Genomic DNA, 19,602 nt, shown 5'->3' on the forward strand with positions numbered 1-19,602 from the left:
TGGTTAATAAATTATTTTAATTCATCTTTAATTTCTTGGATTTTAGCAAGCTCAGATTCTAAACCGCCACCGCTTAAGTACCAAAGTGGGCCATCTAAATAAACAATTCGATTTTCTTTATATGCAGTTGTTTGTTTAATGATGTCATTTTCCATATCCGCTTCGATATTAGACTCACCGCCTGTTGCAGCAGTTCTGTCAATTACGAATAATACTTGTGGATTGAATTCTAAAATCGCTTCAAATCCAAAGTTTGAACCATGAGATGAGGATTCGATATTATCTGTTACTGGTTTAAATCCATAGATGTCATAGATGTAGCCAAAACGAGAATTTTGAGCAAAACCAGATAAATTACCTTCATTATACATTGTAACTAATGATGTATCATATTTCCCAGCTAAAGCTTTTACCTCTTCAATACCGGCATTAATTTCAGCAATTTTCTCTTTTGCTTCTTCTTCTTTACCAAACATTTTTGCTGCAACATCAACAGATGCTAAGAATGTATTCCAGTAATCATCTTGAGACGTACCAACGAAGATTACATTAGGAGTAATTTCTTTTAATTGATCATAAAATGCAGATTGACGACCTGAGATGAAAATTACGTCCGGTTCAAGTTCTGCGATATCTTCTAATAAAGGAGCTTTTAAAGTACCAATGTTTGCATATTCATCACTAGAATATTTTGATAAATGTTCTGGTAAAGTAGAATCTTTGGCAACACCAACAATTCCTTCTACTCCAAGAGCATCAAGTGTATCTAAGAAACCGTAGTCGAATACAACGATTTTTTCAGGCATTTTTTCAAGGGTAACATCTTCATAAGCAATAGTTCCAGCTTCTTCAGATTGGCTTTCTGCAACAGTTGGAGAAATAGTCATTGGGTATGTAGGACCCTCTGCATTTTCAGTAGTTGTCTTCTCCCCTGTAGTAGAGTTTGTATCTGATTCTTTTTTATCATCAGAACCACATGCTGCAAGTACGAATAATAAACTTGCTAAAATGACCGTTAATAACTTCCAATTCTTCATTTATATTCTCTCTCCTATCTCTTATTAACGATAATGATAATCATTATCAATCTAATGAAAATTATAGCATTTAGAAAATAAAGGTCAATAGTTTTTTAGTTATTTTAACCAATTTTATTTTAAAAAATGATTTAGAAAAGCATATGAAATAAATACTTTTCTAAATCATTATCATAGCTAATGCGAGTTAAAATATACGCAAATTCGACAACCATTTTGTTCCTGTACCGGAATATTCATGTCGTAAATTTCACGAAGTGCATCTGAATTAATGATTTCATTCGTCGGTCCACTTTTTACAACTTTACCGTTTTTTAACGCTACAATGTAATCAGAATAGACCGAAGCAAAGTTAATATCATGCAATACAATAACTACTGTTTTCCCTAGCTCATCAACAAGCTTACGTAAAATTTTCATTATTTGTACGGAATGCTTCATATCCAAGTTATTTAAAGGCTCGTCTAAAAGAACGTAATCTGTATCTTGGGCGATGACCATTGCGATGAAAGCCCGTTGTTTTTGTCCCCCAGACAGCTCATCTAAAAATTTGTCTTGCATATCTGTTAAATTCATATATTCCATAGCTTGATCGACAAATTGTTCATCCTCAGGTGTTAAACGACCTCTTGAATAAGGATAGCGACCAAATGAAATAAGCTCACGTACCGTTAAACGTACATTAATAAAGTTTGCTTGTTTTAAAATGGATACACGTTTCGCAAATTCAACGGATTTCCATTGTTTTACGTCATTTTTATCGAGTAATACTTCACCTGTATCTGCATCTAATAACCGACTCACCATTGATAATAACGTGGATTTACCAGCACCATTTGGACCAATAAAGGATGTTATCGATCCCGGTTGAATCGTTACGGAAACATCTTCTACAACAGGCTTGTTACCAAACTTCTTTGTTAAACCTTTGATTTCAATCATCCTGCTGCCCTACTTTCCTTTAGTAATAAGTAAATGAAGTAAATACCACCAATAAAGTTAATAATGACACTTAAGGTAGTACTCATTTCAAACACATGTTCAACGATAAATTGACCACCGACTAAAGCAATAACACTCATTAAGCCGGCTCCTAAAATATGAATCGAATGCTTATATGTGACTAAAAATTGGTAAGATAAATTTGCTACGATTAAACCAAAGAACGTAATCGGACCGACTAGAGCAGTGGATGTAGCAATTAGTACCGACGATAAAATTAATACATTCATCACTAAGCGGTCATAATTAATTCCTAGGTTTATCGCATTTTCCCTACCAAGGGACATAACATCTAACTGACCCAAAATCCGATATCCGTAAATAAAGGCAATTAATAAAATCACAATCGAAATATATAGTAACTCGACTTTAATATTCGAGAAACTTGCAAATAAACGATTTTGTAAACTTAAATATTCTACTGGGTCAATTAATACTTGCAAGAACGTTACAAGACTTCCGAGTAATGTTCCTAAAATCATCCCAATTAATAATAATAAGTAAATTGGATGTTTATCTGCTCGGAATAAGAAGCGATATAAGAACAATGCAAACAGCACCATCGCTCCAATTGCTACTGCAAAGTTTAAATATTGATTTAACACCCAAATGGACATGGACCCAGCTAAAAAGTAAATAAGAGTTTGTACAACTTCATACATGGAGTCAAGACCCATTACGGAAGGGGTTAAAATACGGTTGTGCGTAATAGTTTGAAACACTACCGTCGAATAGGCAATTGCAAATCCTGTTACGATCATTGCCCCAACCCGCATCATACGTCTTGGAAATGCGTAATCAAAACCACCCTTAATATCGTAGAATCCGTATAGCAAAATACAAATTATTGCTACAACTGCTAGAATAATTAGTTTTGTACTATTTCGCATATGCTCTCCCCCTAAATAACATAATTAAGAAGATCGCACTGCCGATTACCGCTACCGTTACATTTACCGGTATTTCATACGGATAAATAATGACACGCCCTAAAATGTCACAGATTAATAGGAAAACAACACCGAGAACGGCTGTATGTGGAATCGTCTTTCGTAAATTGTCCCCTAAATAAAGGGATACAATATTCGGTACGATTAATCCTAAGAATGGGATAACACCAACTGTGAGAACGACAGTTGTAGCGATAATTGCTACGAGAATTAACCCTATATTTAATACGAATTTATAACTTAAACCTAAGTTTTTAGCAAAATCTTCACCCATACCAGCAACGGTAAATTTGTTTGCATATAAATAGGCTAAAATTACAGCAGGTATACTTAAATATAGTAATTCATAGCGTCCAGATATTACTAATGTAAAGCTTCCCATTAACCAAGAAGAAATATTTTGAAGTAAATCAGCTTCATAAGCAAAAAATGTTGTAATGGAAGATAAAATATTTCCATACATAATCCCGATTAAAGGTACAAAAATAGCATCTTTAAACTTTATACGATCTAAAATTTGCATGAATAGCAAAGTTCCAACTAACGCAAATACAAAGCTAAAAATAATTTGCTGTGTATAGGTTACATTCGTAAAGAACAGCATCGAAATGAGAATCCCTAACTTAGCGGCATCTAATGTTCCAGCTGTCGTTGGAGAAACGAATTTGTTTCGACTTAAGCTTTGCATAATCAAGCCCGCGATACTCATCCCAATCCCCGCTAAAATAATCGCCATTAGACGTGGTACACGACTGATTAAGAAAATTTGTGTTTCTTCTGATTGCCAGTCAAGTAAATCGCTTGGCTTTATATCAATCGCGCCAATAAATAGCGAGATAAACGACAGGATGATCGCTGCAATAATTAACATCCACAGTCTCATTTTTATCCCCATATTCTATTTATTCTCAAGTATGTAATGAAAATGATTCTCAACCTCGAGTACGTATTTCATTATAAGTTGAAAAAGTCGAAAAATCAATGCCGATAACTTGAAGTTGAAAAATTAGAGAGTATATTTCAAATTTTAGTAAAATGTAGTTTTTTTAAGTATTACTTATATTTATTAATGTTTGTCTCATGAAAAAAGCTTAACCCTTTTAGAGTTAAGCTTAAAAGTTTATTAATATTGTACGTCAACCGCCTTATCGATTACTTCTTGAGGAATTGTAATTTCTTTAACACCATTGAAGTTATCAAATTTGCTTACCATATCCGTCTTAATTGTCATTGACTCACCTTCGATATCCATCGTGAAAGTGACATTCATATCCATTGTCGTCATATCAAAGGTTTCCTTATCAATTTCAATTTTATAGTTAAGATTCTCAACTTTCGTATTTTCAAGCATTTGTGTGTCTTCTTCAGAAAGACCTAAAGTTTGATTAATTTTCATTTGCTCCAACATATACTTTGTAAACTTATCGCTAGCAGCTTCTAAAGTAAGAATATACTGATCTTCCGATTGTTCAAATGTAAAATCATTAATAAATGATTTCATTTGTTCAAGCTGTTCTGATGTATTAACTTGATTTGCTGTTTGCCCCATAATCGCGTCAAACTCTTCAGATGGTAGCTTCACCCATTGGTTAGTTTGAGAATCAAACATGTACATCCCTTCCTTGGACATATACATTTCCATATCCATCGATGCATCGCCCTCCGCTGTTGGCTCTCCCATCGTCATTGTTCCATCCATATACATGGAAATAGGATCTGTAACCATATCAAGTTTCAAATCACTCTTCGTTGTCATTTCAATACTTTCTTCCCCAGTTCCAAAACCAATTGTTTGGTCCATTACAATCGAGCCACTGACACTTTTTAGTTCATTTTGTCGTTCTATCGCTTTGTTATAAACTTCTTCCAACGTCAAATCGCTACTTTTCGATGTTGCACCAGACTGTGGTTCTGCCGTGCTATTACATGCCGTTAACACGAATAACAATAAACCGATTAATAAGTATCCCCATTTTTTCATAAAAACCCTTCCTTTCATTAAACCTTTAGTTTACACACCATAGGATAACAGTATTTACAATATTTTCCTAACTATTTTTATCATTTTATACAAAATGTTACTTTTTTACTTCTTTCATTTCTGTAACTAATTCTCTATACAATTTGCTACATACTAATAATTTGTTTTATTTATAGGATAGCTACTATTATTTATTACGTATAAGTATGGAAAGGGTGTCATTTTTTTCTAAAATAATAAATATCCGCCTGTAAAACAGGCGGTTTTAGTAACGCCCTATAAGGGCTCCTTACTAACTGCCCCTAAAGGGGCTTTTTTAATTGACCGTCAACCGTATTTGTTCTTTAATCTCGTTTAAATGGGTCTATATATTCTCTACTCGTCATTTGATCACGTAATCGATCTTCAGCTTCTTGTTCCCTAATGTATTTTGCTACCGCTTTTTCGTTAAGACCTACTGTAGTGACATAATATCCTTTTGCCCAAAACGTTCGATTTCCGTGTTTATATTTTAAATTTGCATGTCTATCGTGAATCATTAAAGAACTCTTTCCTTTTAAATAGCCTACGAATTGTGATACGGATAATTTTGGAGGAATTTTAACCAGCATATGTATATGATCTGGCATTGCATGTCCTTCTATGAGTTCTACGTCTTTCATTTCACATAGACGTCTTAAAATCGCTCCGATGTCTTTTCTTAATTCACCGTAGATTACTTTCCTTCTGTATTTTGGTATAAAAACTATGTGATACTTACAATTCCATCTTGTGTGTGATAAACTATTGTCGCTCGACATTGAGCAAAACTCCTCTCGATTTGAATTTGGTTTGACGGCCATTTTCATTATATCGAGAGGAGTTTTTAATTCCATCTCCATTACCACTCTAAAAGTATATTTTCACACGTGCAGAGCACGTGGTTTTAAAAGAATTAATAAAAAAGGAAGTGTGAACGAATCACACTTCCTCATTTATTAATTTACTCCGCGCATCGCCTTTGCAATGATTGGTGTTAATATTAATAGTAAAAGACCTAAAAAGATAGATAATGCGCCAAGTGTTCCGAAGTACGTAATTTCTGTTACTGCTTCATAAACACGAACGAGTTGGGCATTAATCGCTTGGGCAGCCGCACTAGTTAAGAACCATAAAGACATTGTTTGTGCTGCAAATGCCGCTGGTGCCAATTTTGTTGTTGCTGATAAACCGACTGGTGATAATAATAACTCCCCTACTACAACAAGGAAGAAGGAAAGAACTAACCACCAAGGGCTAACAAGTTCTGTACCGCCAGACATTTTCGCTGGAATAATCATTACTAAGAATGATAAACCTGCAAAAAATAATGAAATAGCAAATTTCTTCGGAGTAGAAGGTTGACGGTTACCAAGTTTTAACCACATCCATGCAAAAATAGGTGCAAAGATAATAATGAATAATGGGTTAAGAGATTGGAACCAAGATGCTGGGATTTCAAAGCTTCCCACAGTTAAATCCGTACGAGTATCTGCATATGTTGCTAAAATTGTTGCTCCTTGTTCTTGAATAGCCCAGAACATAACAGCAGCAATAAATAAAGGAATATAAGCTAATACTCGAGATTTTTCATCTTTCGTCGTTTTAGGACTTCGATACATCACAATGAAGAACACGGTTGGAATTAATATACCCAGTGTTGTAATGATTAAACTAAACACAGCCATTGTTAAATTACCAGTAGCATTTAAAATGAACCCTACAATTAAAATGGCAATAATGGCAATAATAACATTACGAATTGTTTTCTTTTTCTCTTGTTCTGTTAATGGGTTTGGCACTTCAAGACCAGCTAGTCCTAAAAATTTCTTTTGCGTTACAAAGAAAACGATTAAACCGATTAACATACCGACAGCAGCTAAACCGAATCCGAAATGGAAATTATATTTTTCCCCAACAGTACCAATAATTAATGGTGCGATAAAGGCACCCATATTAATACCCATGTAGAAAATACTAAATCCTGAGTCACGGCGATTATCTCCCTCAGCATACATATCTCCAACAATCGTTGATACGTTAGACTTTAATAAACCAGTTCCGACAATAATAAACGCCATCGAAATGAGTAAAGCAGTAAGACCGAATGGTAATGCTAATACAATATGACCAATCATGATCAATATTCCACCATAAAATACCGTCTTACGTGTACCCCATACGCGGTCCGCAAACCAACCGCCAATAATACCTGACATATAAATTAAAGACCCGTAAAGAGCCATTATAGAGTTCGCAGTTCCTCTATCTAATCCTAATCCACCATCGTGCAATTCATAATACATATAAAGGATAAGAATGGCACGCATTCCATAATATGAAAATCTTTCCCAAAATTCAGTAAAGAATAATGTGAATAAGCCCTTTGGTTGACCAAAAAATCCTTTTTGAGGAACGGATTTGACAATTTCGTCTTTACTATACATAAAGAAATCCCTCTTCCGTTAATATTTTTATATTTTCAAACAATTTAGATTATTGAAATCACAGTCTGAAATCTCGTTTTATTACCTTAAAACAAAATGAATGTTTTTTCAATATATTATAAAAAAGTTAGAAATTTCGATTTCTTCTTTATTTTCTATATCTTTTACTAAAGAACTGTTATTAACGGACTTTAAAAGGTATATAAAAATAATTTTTATTTATAAAAAAATAGGCAACGACAAATACATCGTTACCCATTTTCATTATTTTATTACAAAGCTTTCATACTTTTTCATATCCGACTCTTTTAATTCAACTACTAACCTAGTCCCATTTTCTTCATATTCTGTTTCTTTCACTTGTGCATACGTATTTAAGTACGAAACGATATCGCCACGCTCAAAAGGAATAAACATTTCACATTCAACGTAATTGGAAAAAATATGTTGTTTAATCATTTCGATTAATTCGTCTAAACCACTATCTTCCTGGGCAGAAATCCAAATATTGTCTCCACTTATTAATGGATATTTTACGTTTGCAATGTCCGATTTGTTATATACATAAATGGTCGGAATCCCCTCTACGTCAACTTCACTCAACGTTTTATTCGTCACGTCCATCATAAATCGATACTGCTCATTAGAAACATCTACTACGTGTAATAATAAGTCTGCTTCTCTTGCTTCCTCCAAAGTAGAACGAAATGCCTTTACTAAATGATGGGGTAACTTACTTACAAATCCAACTGTATCTGTTAATAAAAATGTCTTTTTATCTGGCAACTCAATATTCCGAACAGAAGTATCTAAAGTTGCAAACAACATATTTTTTTCCAAAACTTGTTTATTATCTTCTTGTCCAATCTTTTTCAATAATCGGTTCATTATTGTTGATTTCCCAGCATTTGTATACCCCACTAAGGAAACAATTGGAATTTCGTTTTTCCTTCTTTTTTTCCTTTGGGTTTCCCGTTGTTCTTTCACACCTTCAAGCTCTTTACGAAGCTTTGAAATTTGGTCTTCAATTTTTCGCCGATCCAACTCTAGTTTTGTTTCCCCAGCACCCCGGTTTCTAAAACCTCCACCAGTGCCACCACCTTGACGGGATAGTGAAGCATGAAGCCCAACTAGTCGTGGCAACATATATTGAAGCTGAGCTAATTCGACTTGCATTTGCGCTTCCCGTGTTTTTGCACGGCGATCAAAAATATCTAAAATAAGCATCGTACGATCTATTACTTTAACTTCTAAATCATGTTCTAAATTTCTTATTTGGGAAGGTGAAAGTTCATCATTAAAAATGACTAAATTTCCATTTAACTCTTCTATAAAACTTTTTATTTCCTCAATTTTTCCAGTTCCTACATAATGGGATGGATTTACCCGCTCTAAATTTTGTGTAACTGTCCCCATTACCGTCACATCAAGAGCTTCAGCTAAACTGGATAACTCCTCCATTGAGTAATGGAAATTAGGATCATTTTGTAAATTAACGCCAACTAAAATGGCCTTTTCAATAATTGTTTCAATCTGTTGCATATTCGTCACTAAAAGATTCCTCCCTGTTAACGTAGGGTATTTTCCACAATCGTATCATACATTATATCCCTTTTTACACAAGAAAAGACCTATAACAAAGGAATGTTATAGGTCTTTTAAAATTCTATTGTTTCTCTTTTTCTGAATGTAACAAGTTTAAAGTTTCATCGAATTCATCTTCAATTTCATCATTTCGTTTATAAGTTAATAAACTTACAATAATCGCCAAAATTAAATTGATTGCAAAACCAGGTACAATTTCATATAGCATACCGGATAGCTCTTTATTTTGTCCCCAAATAAAGGCAACAACAGCCCCTACTACCATACCTGTTAGCGCACCAACATTTGTTAACTTTCTCCAATATAGAGCAAGTAAAATTGTTGGTCCAAACGCTGCACCAAATCCTGCCCAAGCAAATCCAACTAAATCTAAAATTGAACTGTCCGGGTTCCATCCTAATATTGCAGCAACGACTGAAACAACAAGAACTGCTAAGCGACCTGCGAAAACATAATGTTTATCCGTCGCATCTTTTTTAAATAACGCTTTATACATATCTTCCACAAGGGCCGAAGATGTTACAATCAATTGGGAAGAAATCGTACTCATAATAGCGGCTAGTATCGCAGCTAACATAATACCAGCAATAAATGGATGGAATAAAATTTGCCCCATAACAATAAAGATTGTTTCTGGATCATCAATATTCCCACCATTTTGTTGGAAGTAGGCTAATCCAACTAGTGCAGTACCAATTGCACCAAATAAACTTAATATCATCCAACCAATACCGATACGACGGGCTTGTTTTGTTTCTTTTACCGATTTGATTGCCATGAATCGAACGATAATATGCGGTTGTCCAAAGTAACCAAGTCCCCAAGCAACAGAAGAAATAATCCCAGCTGCTGTTGCCGTTTGAGCAAACAAATTAAAGTGTTCTGGATTCACCGATTGAATGGAGTCGATTGTATCGCCAAATCCACCAGTGAAAAACAAACCAATTGTCGGTACTAATATTAAAGCTAAAAACATAATAAGACCTTGTAAAAAGTCAGTGTAACTAACGGCTAAAAATCCGCCAAATAACGTATAGCCAACCGTCACGACGGCAACAACTAATAGACCTGTATGGTAATCAAAACCAAAGGAACTTTCAAAAAATTTACCGCCAGATACCATACCTGATGATACATAGAATGTAAAGAATACTAAAATAACGATACCTGAAACGATACGAATTAATTTCGTCTTATCACGAAGACGGTTATCTAAAAAACTCGGAATCGTAATGGAATTTTTCGAAACTTGAGTATAAACCCGTAAACGAGGTGCAACAAAATACCAGTTTAGCCAAGCTCCTACCGTTAAACCAATTGCAATCCATGCTTCTACTAAACCTGCAGTATAAATTGCACCTGGTAACCCCATTAGTAGCCATCCAGACATATCTGCTGCTCCAGCACTTAAGGCCGTGACAGCTGGACCTAAATCACGTCCGCCTAACATATAATCATTTAAATTCGTTGTTCTTTTATAGGCGTACCAACCAATAATAATCATTGTTAGCATGTAAATAACAATGGCTAACAATTGAAAAGCGTGATCTGACATAATCCATCCCCCTTATTTCAATTTTTTTGAAAATAGTGTCGAATAATAGAAAATAAACGCGTATTCTAGAAACACTATTATTTGCTTATAATTTATCATACTTCATAATAATTGTATGTAAGATTTTTTAAAAAATAAAATTTTCAATATACTTCCATTATTATTTAATTTTATAGTCCAATATATGAATATAAAAACTAGAATTTAGCACTTGTTAATAGAGCTATGTTAAACTATTTTCAACAATTTAAAAGTAGAGGCTGATTCAAATGGACTTTGAACAAATGAAAGAACAATTTTTAAATCGTATTAATAGCCACCAATTAATTAATGCAACCTTTAGCCAACCACGGCAAAAATCAAACGAGTTAAAACGAGTGAAGTTAAAACCAATTGAACTAAAAGGGCTTTACCATATTCAATTGGAATATCAATACGAACGTATTTTAAAACATGAAAATATTTTATTAGAAAAGTTTTCCGATTCCTTCGATATATTATTACAGCAATTTCGTCAAATTCATGCCCAATTTACGGATGAAAAAATACACATACAATTGTCGAAAAAAAATAAAGTACTTTGGAAAGTTGAAAAACTTGAAAAAGCAAAACAAGTTAACCTTTCCCATAACCGTAAAAAGCAATATTTACTTGATGAATCGACACCATATCCTTTCCTTATTCGTCTGGGTGTTCAAACGGAAGATGGGAAAGTGAAAAAGCAAAAGTTTGATAAATTTCGACAAATTAACCGTTTCGTTGAGTTTATCGATGATTCATTACAACATTTACCTAAAGATCGACAAATTCGAATTCTTGACTTTGGTTCAGGAAAATCCTATTTAACCTTTGCCTTATATCATTATTTAAAAATCGAAAAGGGATTAGACATACGAGTAACTGGACTGGATTTGAAAAAAGAAGTTATAGAAGAATGTAATCGTATTGCTCATGATCTACATTATGATCAGCTTGAATTTTTAGTGGGTGATATTAATGATTATAATGATGAAAATGCAGTGGATATGGTTGTAACATTACATGCTTGTGACGTTGCGACAGATCTGGCTTTGGCCCGTGCCGTTAAATGGGGAGCAAAAGTTATTTTAAGTGTTCCTTGTTGCCAGCACGAATTAAATAGACAACTAAATGCACCTGCCCTAGATATTATGATGCAGCACGGTTTAATTAAGGAACGATTTGCTTCCCTTGCAACTGACTCCATTAGGGCGGAAATATTAACTTTAGCCGGCTATGATACACAACTTTTAGAGTTCATCGATATCGAACATACACCTAAAAATATTTTAATTCGTGCTTACTTTACTGGAAAAAAACCATCATTAGAACAGCTTGAACGCTACAATTCGTTTATTCAATTTTTATCTGCAGAACCATTTTTACAAAAAGAACTTCAACAGTATTTTTAATTCAAAACTCTTCATAAAATCAAATTAATGGGCAAGTATATTATTGTAGGAGAATAATCGTACTCTAATATGCTTGCTTTTCTATTTGTGAACTCTTTTTATGTTACAGCAATGTAAATTTTGTGAAATGAAACATTTAAGGTGTATAGATTTTTTTAAAATTTTGTTATGATTATTTAGGTTTAAAATAACTATTAAAAATTTGCACATATACCAGGGGGCATTTTCATGTTTAGTCCAAAAAAATCAGATCCATTTTTCTTATCTTTACACAAGATAGCAGAAAATATGAGAGAGGCTGTTCATTACGCAAGAGATTTTAAAATCAATTCCATAGCGGATTTAAAAGAACTTAGTGTTCGAATGAAAAAGTATGAAACAGATGGCGATAAATTAATTCATGAGTTAATCGTTATGTTAAACAAATCTTTCATGACACCAATTGAACGTGAAGATATTTTAGCTTTAGCTAACAAAATGGATGATGTACTTGATGGAGCAGAGCATTGTATCGCACATTTTGAAATGTTTTCATTTATTGAAATCGATGAATCGATGGAAAAATTCTTAGACTATATTTCAAAAAGTGCCGATGAAATCGTTGCAGCAACAGATCTTTTAAATAAAAAGGACTTAGTTGCAATGCGTAAACATATTATCCTTATTAAGGATTATGAACGCGAATGTGATGAAATTTCACGTTCATCTACAAAGCAACTATTTTTAAATGAAAAGGATCCAATCCGTCTAATTAAAATGCGCGACATCTATGATCAACTAGAAGAAATCGCTGACTCTACTCAAGATGTAGCGAATACATTAGAAACAATTATTATGCGTAACGCGTAGAATCAGGAGATTTTATAAATGGATACTATATTAATACTTACAATATTAGTCGTAATCTTCGCCTTAGCTTTCGACTTTATAAACGGTTTCCATGATACAGCAAACGCAATCGCTACTTCCGTATCAACTCGTGCTTTACCACCACGGGTTGCTGTATTATTGGCTGCTGTCATGAACTTTTTAGGGGCAATTACATTTGTTGGAGTGGCAAAGGCTATTGCAAAAGATATCGTTGATCCCTTTTCATTGAACGTAACGCCAGATGATACAACTGGTACAGTCGTTATTTTAGCAGCATTATTATCTGCTATTACTTGGAACTTATTAACATGGTATTTCGGTATACCATCAAGTTCTTCCCATACATTAATCGGTTCTATTGCCGGGGCAGCTATTGCGGCAGCTGGATTTGGAATATTAAATTACGGTGGTTTTTCAAGTATTATCATCGGTTTAATCGCTTCTCCATTTTTAGCATTAGCTATAGGATTTATCTTTATGTCCGCATTTAAAGTAATTTTTAAAAATTTCAACCTTTATCGAACAAATAAAGGTTTCCGTACAGTCCAAATTTTCACAGCGGCTATTCAATCCTTTACCCACGGTACAAACGATGCTCAAAAAGCAATGGGTATTATTACGATGGCTTTAATTGCTGCCGGCTTACAATCAACGGATGAAGTACAAGAATGGGTACGAATTGCCTGTGCCATTGCAATGGGTCTTGGTACTTCAGTTGGTGGTTATAAAATCATCAAAACGGTCGGTGGTAAAATTATGAAAATCCGCCCTGTAAACGGGGCAGCTGCCGACTTAGCATCTGCATCCGTAATTTTCGGTGCAACACTTATTCATTTACCAGTTTCAACTACCCACGTCATTTCTTCTGCTATTATGGGGGTTGGATCTGCACAACGGGTTAAAGGTGTAAAATGGGGAGTTGCTCGTAAAATCGTTTTAACTTGGATTATTACAATGCCAATATCAGCGGTGATGGCAGGAATTTTCTTCCTTATCCTTAACCTATTCTTCTAATCATTTGATGAAACCAAACGAAAACTTTCGTTTGGTTTTTTATATAAAAAAGAGCTAAAGTAGATTACTTTAGCCCTTTCGATGATATTATAAACGAATTATTTCTCCCTCTTTAACAGGAGTTAACAATGAAGTTTCATTATTTGTTGTATCTTTTTTCGGTTCATATGTAGCGAAGAATATTTGCATCGCAATTACTATTAATAAACAAACTACTACGATAAATCCAACAAAATAAATGGCCACTTTTTTCCCGTTCATTATTATGTTTCCCCTTTTATTTTTTCAACTTAAATCCTTCTTCTTGTAAATAATTCATCGCTGCCTCACGGGTTCCAAAGGACTCTTCTAAATTATTTTGATGATAAATATCCCAATTCCACTGATCATGAACTAGTGTTAAAATGGTCCCATCATGGGAAACCCATGTTTCTTCAATTGGTGTATCCGTCTCTTCCGACAAGTAATCAATTGAATCCTGAATAATTTCCCGTAATGATTTTTCATCAAAATCGCGAATGTTGACTAAGCCTTTATCATTTGCCAACTTCTCATATTTTAGCAAGTCTCCTACGTAAACGAATCCATTACCGTTCGGATGTAACTTTTCAACAACAATCGTTTTTTCGTATAGGCTTTCTTCAAAATGATAGTTTAATCGTTTTAATGAAATTTCCTTTTTCATTAATTCAGGAAACGATTCAATGATTGATTGCTTTTGTTCAAATGATAACATGTATGAACTCCTTCGTATATCTACTAGTAATTATACCGTCTTAGTAGCAGCCTCTTTTATTTTTTTCCGTTCTTCGTAAATATTTTTTACGATAACTTTAATAACCGCATAAGTTGGAATGGCGATAATAATGAAAATAAAGCCGCCAATATTACCTGCTGCTAAAACAATCGTAATAACGGTTAACGGATGTACATCTAATGTTTTCCCCATAATATTAGGTGTAATTAAGTTACTTTCTATTTGTTGAGCAACTAAAGTAATCACCCCAACCCAAACAACTAAAATTGGGTCTTGTACAATTGCAACGACAAGAGCCGGCGCTAATGATATCCATGGTCCGATAAATGGAATCATATTCATAAAGAATGCAAAAATCGATAGTAATAGTGCATAATCTAGATCGATAATTAAGTATCCAATAAACATCATCGAAGCTAAAATTAAACTAATTAATACTTGTCCTTGAACATAATTTCTTAATACATTATCGATATCTGATAAAGTTTCCTTTACCCATGTACGTCTTTCTCCTGAAAAGATTTTATAAATATTTGGCGCAAACTTTTCATGGTCTTTTAACATATAAATAAAGAAGAACGGTACTAAAATTAAAGTAAACACTGCTGAAAACGTTCCGCTGACAAAAGAGACGATATATTTACTCCCTGTCATAGCAATTTCTTGAATCGAGTTAGAAATAGAGTCAACAAAATTTTCTACCTGTGGAGGCAAATTATCTTTGTTATCTAGTACTATGTCTGCTGTATCCATTATTTTATCTCCTATATAAGGAGCGTTTTTCACTAAATTGTTTACCTGTTCCGAAATCGGATTACCGATTAATAAAAGAATTCCTGTTACGATACCTGCTAATAATAAGATGATTGTAGAAATGCTCGCCCATCTTGGAGCACCCTTTTTTTCCATAATTCTTTGTAATGGTTCAGATATGTAATAAAGTACACCGCCTAACAACAACGGAATAAATATCGTTTTAATAATGATAAAAATCGGATTAAAAATCCAATGAATTTCGACAACATATTTAATAATTAAAAGTGCTATGATAATTCCTATACCAACTTGAAACCATACTTTTTTTGTCATTTACACAACCTCCTTTCCACATTGTTCCAACAATCATAATTTCCTATTCAACCATTATATACTATTTTTGATTTTATAATATGAAATAGAAAGAAACTACAAAAAAACTCCCGAAAGATTAACTTTCGAGAGTTTTTTAAACTATAATGCCACATCGTCTACGGAGTTTAAATATTCTTCAATGGCATCGATGACCGATTCCACACAACCATCCTCAAATGGAGAAATTAATCCCGCTTCTTTTACTAGTTTAGTAAATGACATGGAACCACCTAAGCTACAAAGGTGAAGATAATCCTTCCACGCTGCTTCAAAGTCTTCCCTTGAACGTTTCCAAAATTGGAACGCACATACTTGAGCTAATGTATAATCAATATAATAGAATGGGCTACCATAAATGTGGCCTTGACGTTGCCAGAATCCACCTGCCTCTAAATATTCATAACCGTCATAATCACGGTGAGGTAAATATTTGTCTTCGATTTCTTTCCAAGCCTGCTTCCGTTGAGCAGGTGTCATTGCTGGATTTTTATAGACTACATGTTGGAATTCGTCGACTGCAACACCGTATGGTAAAAATAGTAATCCACTACTTAAATGGGTGAATTTATATTTTTCTGTTTCTTCTTTAAAGAATAATTCCATCCATGGCCAAGTAAAGAACTCCATACTCATGGAATGAATTTCAGCAGATTCATATGTTGGCCATAAATATTCTGGTATCCCGATATTGCGACTAGAATAAACTTGGAACGCATGACCCGCTTCATGTGTTAATACATCGATATCTCCGGAAGTACCATTAAAGTTAGAGAAAATGAACGGTGAATCGTAATTATCGATAAATGTACAATAACCTCCGCTTTCTTTCCCTTTTTTCGCCTCTAAATCCATTAGTTCACGGTCAATCATATAATTGAAAAATTCACCTGTTTCACTGGAAAGTTCTTCATACATTTTTTTGCCGTTTTCCACGATCCACGCAGGATCACCTTGTGGTTTTGCATTACCTGATAGAAAATTTAGTCCTTCATCATAAAATTTAAAATCGCTAATTCCTATACGTTTTGCTTGTCTTTCATAAAGTTTTGTTGCTAAAGGTACAATTAGTTTTTGAACTTGATCACGGAAATTCGCAACCATTTCTTCGTTGTAATCAATACGATCCATATTGATATAGCCTAATTCAACGTAATTTTTATAACCGAGGGTCGTTGCGATTTGATGGCGAAGATGAACTAGCTTATCATAAATTTCATCAAACTTTTCCCCATTTTCTGCAAAGAAGTTAAAACGTGCTTTCATCGCTTCTTTACGGACTTCTCGATCAGTAGATTCACCATATGGTGTTAGTTGGGCAAGTGTTAATGTTTTACCATCAAATTCAATTTGTGCAGAAGCTACTAACTTGTTATATTCGGAAACAAGTTTGTTCTCCTGTTGCATTAGCTCAATGACTTCTGGAGAAAAGGCTTTAATTTGATTTTCAGCTAACGCAAATAGCTGTGTTCCCCATTTTTCTTCTAATTGCTTTCGGAAAGGCGAATTAACAAGTTCTTTATAGTATTCAAAAGTAAGTTCTTCAAATTGGGGTGAAATTTCGTCTAAATAATCCCGTTCCTTTTGATAAAATTCATCATTTGTATCAATTGAAGCCCGTACATATACTAAATTGGCTTGTGTAGAAAAATCATTTCGGAAAGCATTAATTTTTTTAATAATTTCACTTTGAGTTTCAACAGAATTAGCATTTTTAAACTGTTCGATTAATTCTCGAATATTTTTCTTTAGTTCATCTAAGTTTGGTCTTTTATATTCATAATCCTTGAATGTAACCATCTTTTGCACCCCTCTACTTTTCACAATTCACTTCATTATCTATTATTAACGATTTCTTCCAAAAGAGCAACTATTCTGATAATTTTTAAACTTAATAGAATCGTTTTCTACCTACAAGATAAAAAGTACACTCATTTAAAAATGAATGTACTTTTCAAATAATTAAATTTTAAATTTACTTATTTCTTCAATCATTTCTTTAGAAGTTGATTCAAGTAACGCAACAACTTCTTCAAGTTTATCGACCATATTAACTTGAACGTCCGTTGATCCTGCCACTTCTTTTGTTTGATTCGTCGTATTGGATACAAGTTTATTCATCTCTTCCGTAGATGCTAATATTTCCTCTGAACTTGCAGACATTTGTTCAATTACGGCTGAGTCATCTTGTATTTTAGAGTTTACTGCGGATACAACTGTTAAAATTTGATTCAACATTTGACCAATTTCCATAACCGACTGGTTCCCCATTTTTACTTCTTCTGTGCTATTTTCCATTTCTTCTAAAGCTTTATTACTAATTAGCACGAATGTTTGAAGATGGTTTTGAATATCATCGGCAGAGCTTTTCGACATTTCCGCAAGTTTTCGAACTTCATCAGCAACGACAGCAAAGCCTTTCCCAGCTTCTCCTGCCCGCGCAGCTTCAATAGCAGCATTTAATGCAAGGAGATTCGTTTGATCAGCAATGTTCGTAATAATCGAAACCATCTCTTTTATAGAACTGAATTTTTCTCCCATTTCCCGTACATAGCTTTCTGTATGTACAACGGATGTCTCCACATTTTGAATTTGAGAGACAACTTGTTGGGCATGTTCTACACTTGTAGTTACTAAACTTGTCATTTCAGTAGATGACTCGGCAATTTCAGAAGTTGTATCCGCCAACCGTTGAATACCAATGGACATTTCATTCATCGCTTGTGTCACTTCTTTATTACTTTCTTCTTGTTGGTCGCTACTAGAAGCAATTTCAATAATGCTAGAAGCAATGGTCGTAGTCGACTTTCCTACTTGAGTCGCTGCATTTTCCAATTCTACAACTACTTGTTCCAAATTTTTTGATTTACTATTTATTTTCAATAATGATTGGGACAAATTGTTTAAAGCTTGCGAAAAGGTTTTAGAAAAGATGGCAATTTCATTATTTTGTTTTAACTTTAAAGTAGATAGTGTTTCATTGACACCTTTTAAATTTCCTTCGGATAATTGATTCGATGCTTCTTTTAACACATCTAATGGTTTTAAAGATTTATTTACATAACGATAAACAATATATAACCCTACCAATATAATGATTAAAAAGATGACTCCGATTTTTGGAACAATTCCCATCATTACATTTGAACTTACTTCATCCACATAGGAAGCATCAATATCAACACCTAAAAAGGCAACGACTTCACCATTTTTATCTTTCATCGGTACTGTACCTGAAATATATTCACCGAAATCACTACTTAATAAATCAGAATGGTAGGATCCATCTTTCAATGCTTTTTGTAAATGTTCGTAGGTAGTTGATCCAGACTTATCACCAATAGCAGCTGCATTTTCCGTATCATCTGCAGGCATACCATCTACTAAAAATGTGACCTCTTCCCCTTTTTCAGGAACTGCATATGTATAGGCATAAAGAACACCATTCATTTCACGTAAACTGTTTAATTGTTCTCTTAACTCCCAATATAAGTCGTTTTCCTCCGGATTCGCCGCTAATTCTTTATATTGTTCAACATCGATAAAGTTCAACATATTATTAGCGATTTCAACCGTTCTTTCCCCGACCGCTTCCTGTACTGATTCTCTCGAATTATACATCATTGTAAAAGTATAAATGCCTAATAATAAAACAAAAACAACGATAATAATGAAGAGAATCTGTCTTGATAACCGTTTCCCCTTGTTCATAGTATAAAAACTCCTTTAAATAAATTACTCAAAGTTCTTATCGACCCTTTTCGATGAAATTTAAACAAAAGCATTTCAATTAAGCAAATCTTACTCT

Annotated in this window: 17 protein-coding genes; 3 read left to right on the top strand and 14 right to left on the bottom strand. The window is 33.8% G+C overall.

The window, feature by feature from the left end; genetic code table 11:
- Positions 1-11 precede the first annotated feature (11 nt).
- From MHH69_RS16900 to putP, 9 genes are all read right to left on the bottom strand, one after another.
- On the bottom strand, positions 12-1,037 hold the full coding sequence (locus MHH69_RS16900; protein ID WP_122972108.1) for a siderophore ABC transporter substrate-binding protein: 1,026 nt from the start codon (positions 1,035-1,037) through the stop codon (positions 12-14).
- A 177-nt stretch (positions 1,038-1,214) separates the two neighbouring features.
- Complete coding sequence (locus MHH69_RS16905; protein ID WP_122972109.1) at positions 1,215-1,979, bottom strand: iron ABC transporter ATP-binding protein; 765 nt, start codon at positions 1,977-1,979, stop codon at positions 1,215-1,217.
- Entirely contained in the window at positions 1,976-2,929 is a 954-nt protein-coding gene (locus MHH69_RS16910) for an iron chelate uptake ABC transporter family permease subunit (RefSeq protein WP_122972110.1), read from the bottom strand. Before MHH69_RS16910 ends, MHH69_RS16905 begins: the two co-directional genes overlap by 4 nt.
- Positions 2,919-3,872 (bottom strand): ABC transporter permease, encoded by a 954-nt coding sequence (locus MHH69_RS16915; RefSeq protein ID WP_122972111.1) that lies wholly within the window; start codon positions 3,870-3,872, stop codon positions 2,919-2,921. The genes MHH69_RS16910 and MHH69_RS16915 overlap by 11 nt, the downstream gene beginning before the upstream one ends.
- A 240-nt stretch (positions 3,873-4,112) precedes the next feature.
- Positions 4,113-4,970 carry a DUF6612 family protein gene (locus tag MHH69_RS16920; protein WP_341362796.1) on the bottom strand — a complete coding sequence of 286 codons (858 nt, stop codon included), beginning with the start codon at positions 4,968-4,970 and terminating at the stop codon, positions 4,113-4,115.
- Between the two features lie 344 nt (positions 4,971-5,314).
- Positions 5,315-5,770: an IS200/IS605 family transposase gene (gene tnpA / locus MHH69_RS16925; protein WP_341362949.1), complete on the bottom strand. Its 456-nt coding sequence runs from the start codon at positions 5,768-5,770 to the stop codon at positions 5,315-5,317.
- Positions 5,771-5,947: 177 nt separating this feature from the next.
- Positions 5,948-7,435 (bottom strand): peptide MFS transporter, encoded by a 1,488-nt coding sequence (locus tag MHH69_RS16930; RefSeq protein ID WP_122972113.1) that lies wholly within the window; start codon positions 7,433-7,435, stop codon positions 5,948-5,950.
- Positions 7,436-7,699: 264 nt separating this feature from the next.
- Positions 7,700-8,977 (bottom strand): GTPase HflX, encoded by a 1,278-nt coding sequence (gene hflX, locus MHH69_RS16935; RefSeq protein WP_341362994.1) that lies wholly within the window; start codon positions 8,975-8,977, stop codon positions 7,700-7,702.
- A gap of 124 nt (positions 8,978-9,101) precedes the next feature.
- Positions 9,102-10,595: a sodium/proline symporter PutP gene (gene putP, locus MHH69_RS16940; protein ID WP_122972114.1), complete on the bottom strand. Its 1,494-nt coding sequence runs from the start codon at positions 10,593-10,595 to the stop codon at positions 9,102-9,104.
- Between the two features lie 269 nt (positions 10,596-10,864).
- Between putP and MHH69_RS16945 the strand changes: the two genes are divergently transcribed.
- From MHH69_RS16945 to MHH69_RS16955, 3 genes are all read left to right on the top strand, one after another.
- Positions 10,865-12,025, top strand: a complete 1,161-nt coding sequence (locus tag MHH69_RS16945) for a class I SAM-dependent methyltransferase (RefSeq protein ID WP_122972115.1) — start codon at positions 10,865-10,867, stop codon at positions 12,023-12,025.
- A gap of 228 nt (positions 12,026-12,253) precedes the next feature.
- Entirely contained in the window at positions 12,254-12,874 is a 621-nt protein-coding gene (locus MHH69_RS16950) for a DUF47 domain-containing protein (RefSeq protein ID WP_122972116.1), read from the top strand.
- Positions 12,875-12,892: 18 nt separating this feature from the next.
- Positions 12,893-13,909, top strand: a complete 1,017-nt coding sequence (locus tag MHH69_RS16955; protein ID WP_122972117.1) for an inorganic phosphate transporter — start codon at positions 12,893-12,895, stop codon at positions 13,907-13,909.
- A gap of 87 nt (positions 13,910-13,996) precedes the next feature.
- Here MHH69_RS16955 and MHH69_RS16960 read toward each other — a convergent pair whose 3' ends face one another.
- The 5 genes from MHH69_RS16960 to MHH69_RS16980 all read right to left on the bottom strand — a co-directional run bounded on the left by MHH69_RS16960 (position 13,997) and on the right by MHH69_RS16980 (position 19,505).
- Positions 13,997-14,170, bottom strand: a complete 174-nt coding sequence (locus tag MHH69_RS16960) for a hypothetical protein (RefSeq protein WP_158599699.1) — start codon at positions 14,168-14,170, stop codon at positions 13,997-13,999.
- Between the two features lie 16 nt (positions 14,171-14,186).
- Entirely contained in the window at positions 14,187-14,645 is a 459-nt protein-coding gene (locus MHH69_RS16965; protein WP_341362797.1) for a hypothetical protein, read from the bottom strand.
- Between the two features lie 30 nt (positions 14,646-14,675).
- On the bottom strand, positions 14,676-15,755 hold the full coding sequence (locus MHH69_RS16970; protein WP_122972119.1) for an AI-2E family transporter: 1,080 nt from the start codon (positions 15,753-15,755) through the stop codon (positions 14,676-14,678).
- Between the two features lie 141 nt (positions 15,756-15,896).
- Positions 15,897-17,594 (bottom strand): M3 family oligoendopeptidase, encoded by a 1,698-nt coding sequence (locus MHH69_RS16975; RefSeq protein WP_122972120.1) that lies wholly within the window; start codon positions 17,592-17,594, stop codon positions 15,897-15,899.
- A 162-nt stretch (positions 17,595-17,756) separates the two neighbouring features.
- Positions 17,757-19,505 (bottom strand): methyl-accepting chemotaxis protein, encoded by a 1,749-nt coding sequence (locus MHH69_RS16980; protein ID WP_341362798.1) that lies wholly within the window; start codon positions 19,503-19,505, stop codon positions 17,757-17,759.
- Positions 19,506-19,602: the final 97 nt, after the last annotated feature.

This window comes from Ureibacillus sp. FSL E2-3493 (assembly GCF_038077515.1).
Taxonomy (GTDB): domain Bacteria; phylum Bacillota; class Bacilli; order Bacillales_A; family Planococcaceae; genus Ureibacillus; species Ureibacillus halotolerans.

What these genes read in the sequence shown, in the direction of transcription:
- hflX (WP_341362994.1), bottom strand. Translation starts at nt 8,977, where the DNA reads ATGCAACAGATTGAAACAATTATTGAAAAGGCCATTTTAGTTGGCGTT.
- MHH69_RS16980 (WP_341362798.1), bottom strand. Translation starts at nt 19,505, where the DNA reads ATGAACAAGGGGAAACGGTTATCAAGACAGATTCTCTTCATTATTATC.
- MHH69_RS16970 (WP_122972119.1), bottom strand. Translation starts at nt 15,755, where the DNA reads ATGACAAAAAAAGTATGGTTTCAAGTTGGTATAGGAATTATCATAGCA.
- MHH69_RS16975 (WP_122972120.1), bottom strand. Translation starts at nt 17,594, where the DNA reads ATGGTTACATTCAAGGATTATGAATATAAAAGACCAAACTTAGATGAA.
- MHH69_RS16900 (WP_122972108.1), bottom strand. Translation starts at nt 1,037, where the DNA reads ATGAAGAATTGGAAGTTATTAACGGTCATTTTAGCAAGTTTATTATTC.
- tnpA (WP_341362949.1), bottom strand. Translation starts at nt 5,770, where the DNA reads ATGTCGAGCGACAATAGTTTATCACACACAAGATGGAATTGTAAGTAT.
- MHH69_RS16950 (WP_122972116.1), top strand. Translation starts at nt 12,254, where the DNA reads ATGTTTAGTCCAAAAAAATCAGATCCATTTTTCTTATCTTTACACAAG.
- MHH69_RS16945 (WP_122972115.1), top strand. Translation starts at nt 10,865, where the DNA reads ATGGACTTTGAACAAATGAAAGAACAATTTTTAAATCGTATTAATAGC.
- putP (WP_122972114.1), bottom strand. Translation starts at nt 10,595, where the DNA reads ATGTCAGATCACGCTTTTCAATTGTTAGCCATTGTTATTTACATGCTA.
- MHH69_RS16910 (WP_122972110.1), bottom strand. Translation starts at nt 2,929, where the DNA reads ATGCGAAATAGTACAAAACTAATTATTCTAGCAGTTGTAGCAATAATT.
- MHH69_RS16965 (WP_341362797.1), bottom strand. Translation starts at nt 14,645, where the DNA reads ATGTTATCATTTGAACAAAAGCAATCAATCATTGAATCGTTTCCTGAA.
- MHH69_RS16960 (WP_158599699.1), bottom strand. Translation starts at nt 14,170, where the DNA reads ATGAACGGGAAAAAAGTGGCCATTTATTTTGTTGGATTTATCGTAGTA.
- MHH69_RS16955 (WP_122972117.1), top strand. Translation starts at nt 12,893, where the DNA reads ATGGATACTATATTAATACTTACAATATTAGTCGTAATCTTCGCCTTA.
- MHH69_RS16920 (WP_341362796.1), bottom strand. Translation starts at nt 4,970, where the DNA reads ATGAAAAAATGGGGATACTTATTAATCGGTTTATTGTTATTCGTGTTA.
- MHH69_RS16930 (WP_122972113.1), bottom strand. Translation starts at nt 7,435, where the DNA reads ATGTATAGTAAAGACGAAATTGTCAAATCCGTTCCTCAAAAAGGATTT.
- MHH69_RS16915 (WP_122972111.1), bottom strand. Translation starts at nt 3,872, where the DNA reads ATGAGACTGTGGATGTTAATTATTGCAGCGATCATCCTGTCGTTTATC.
- MHH69_RS16905 (WP_122972109.1), bottom strand. Translation starts at nt 1,979, where the DNA reads ATGATTGAAATCAAAGGTTTAACAAAGAAGTTTGGTAACAAGCCTGTT.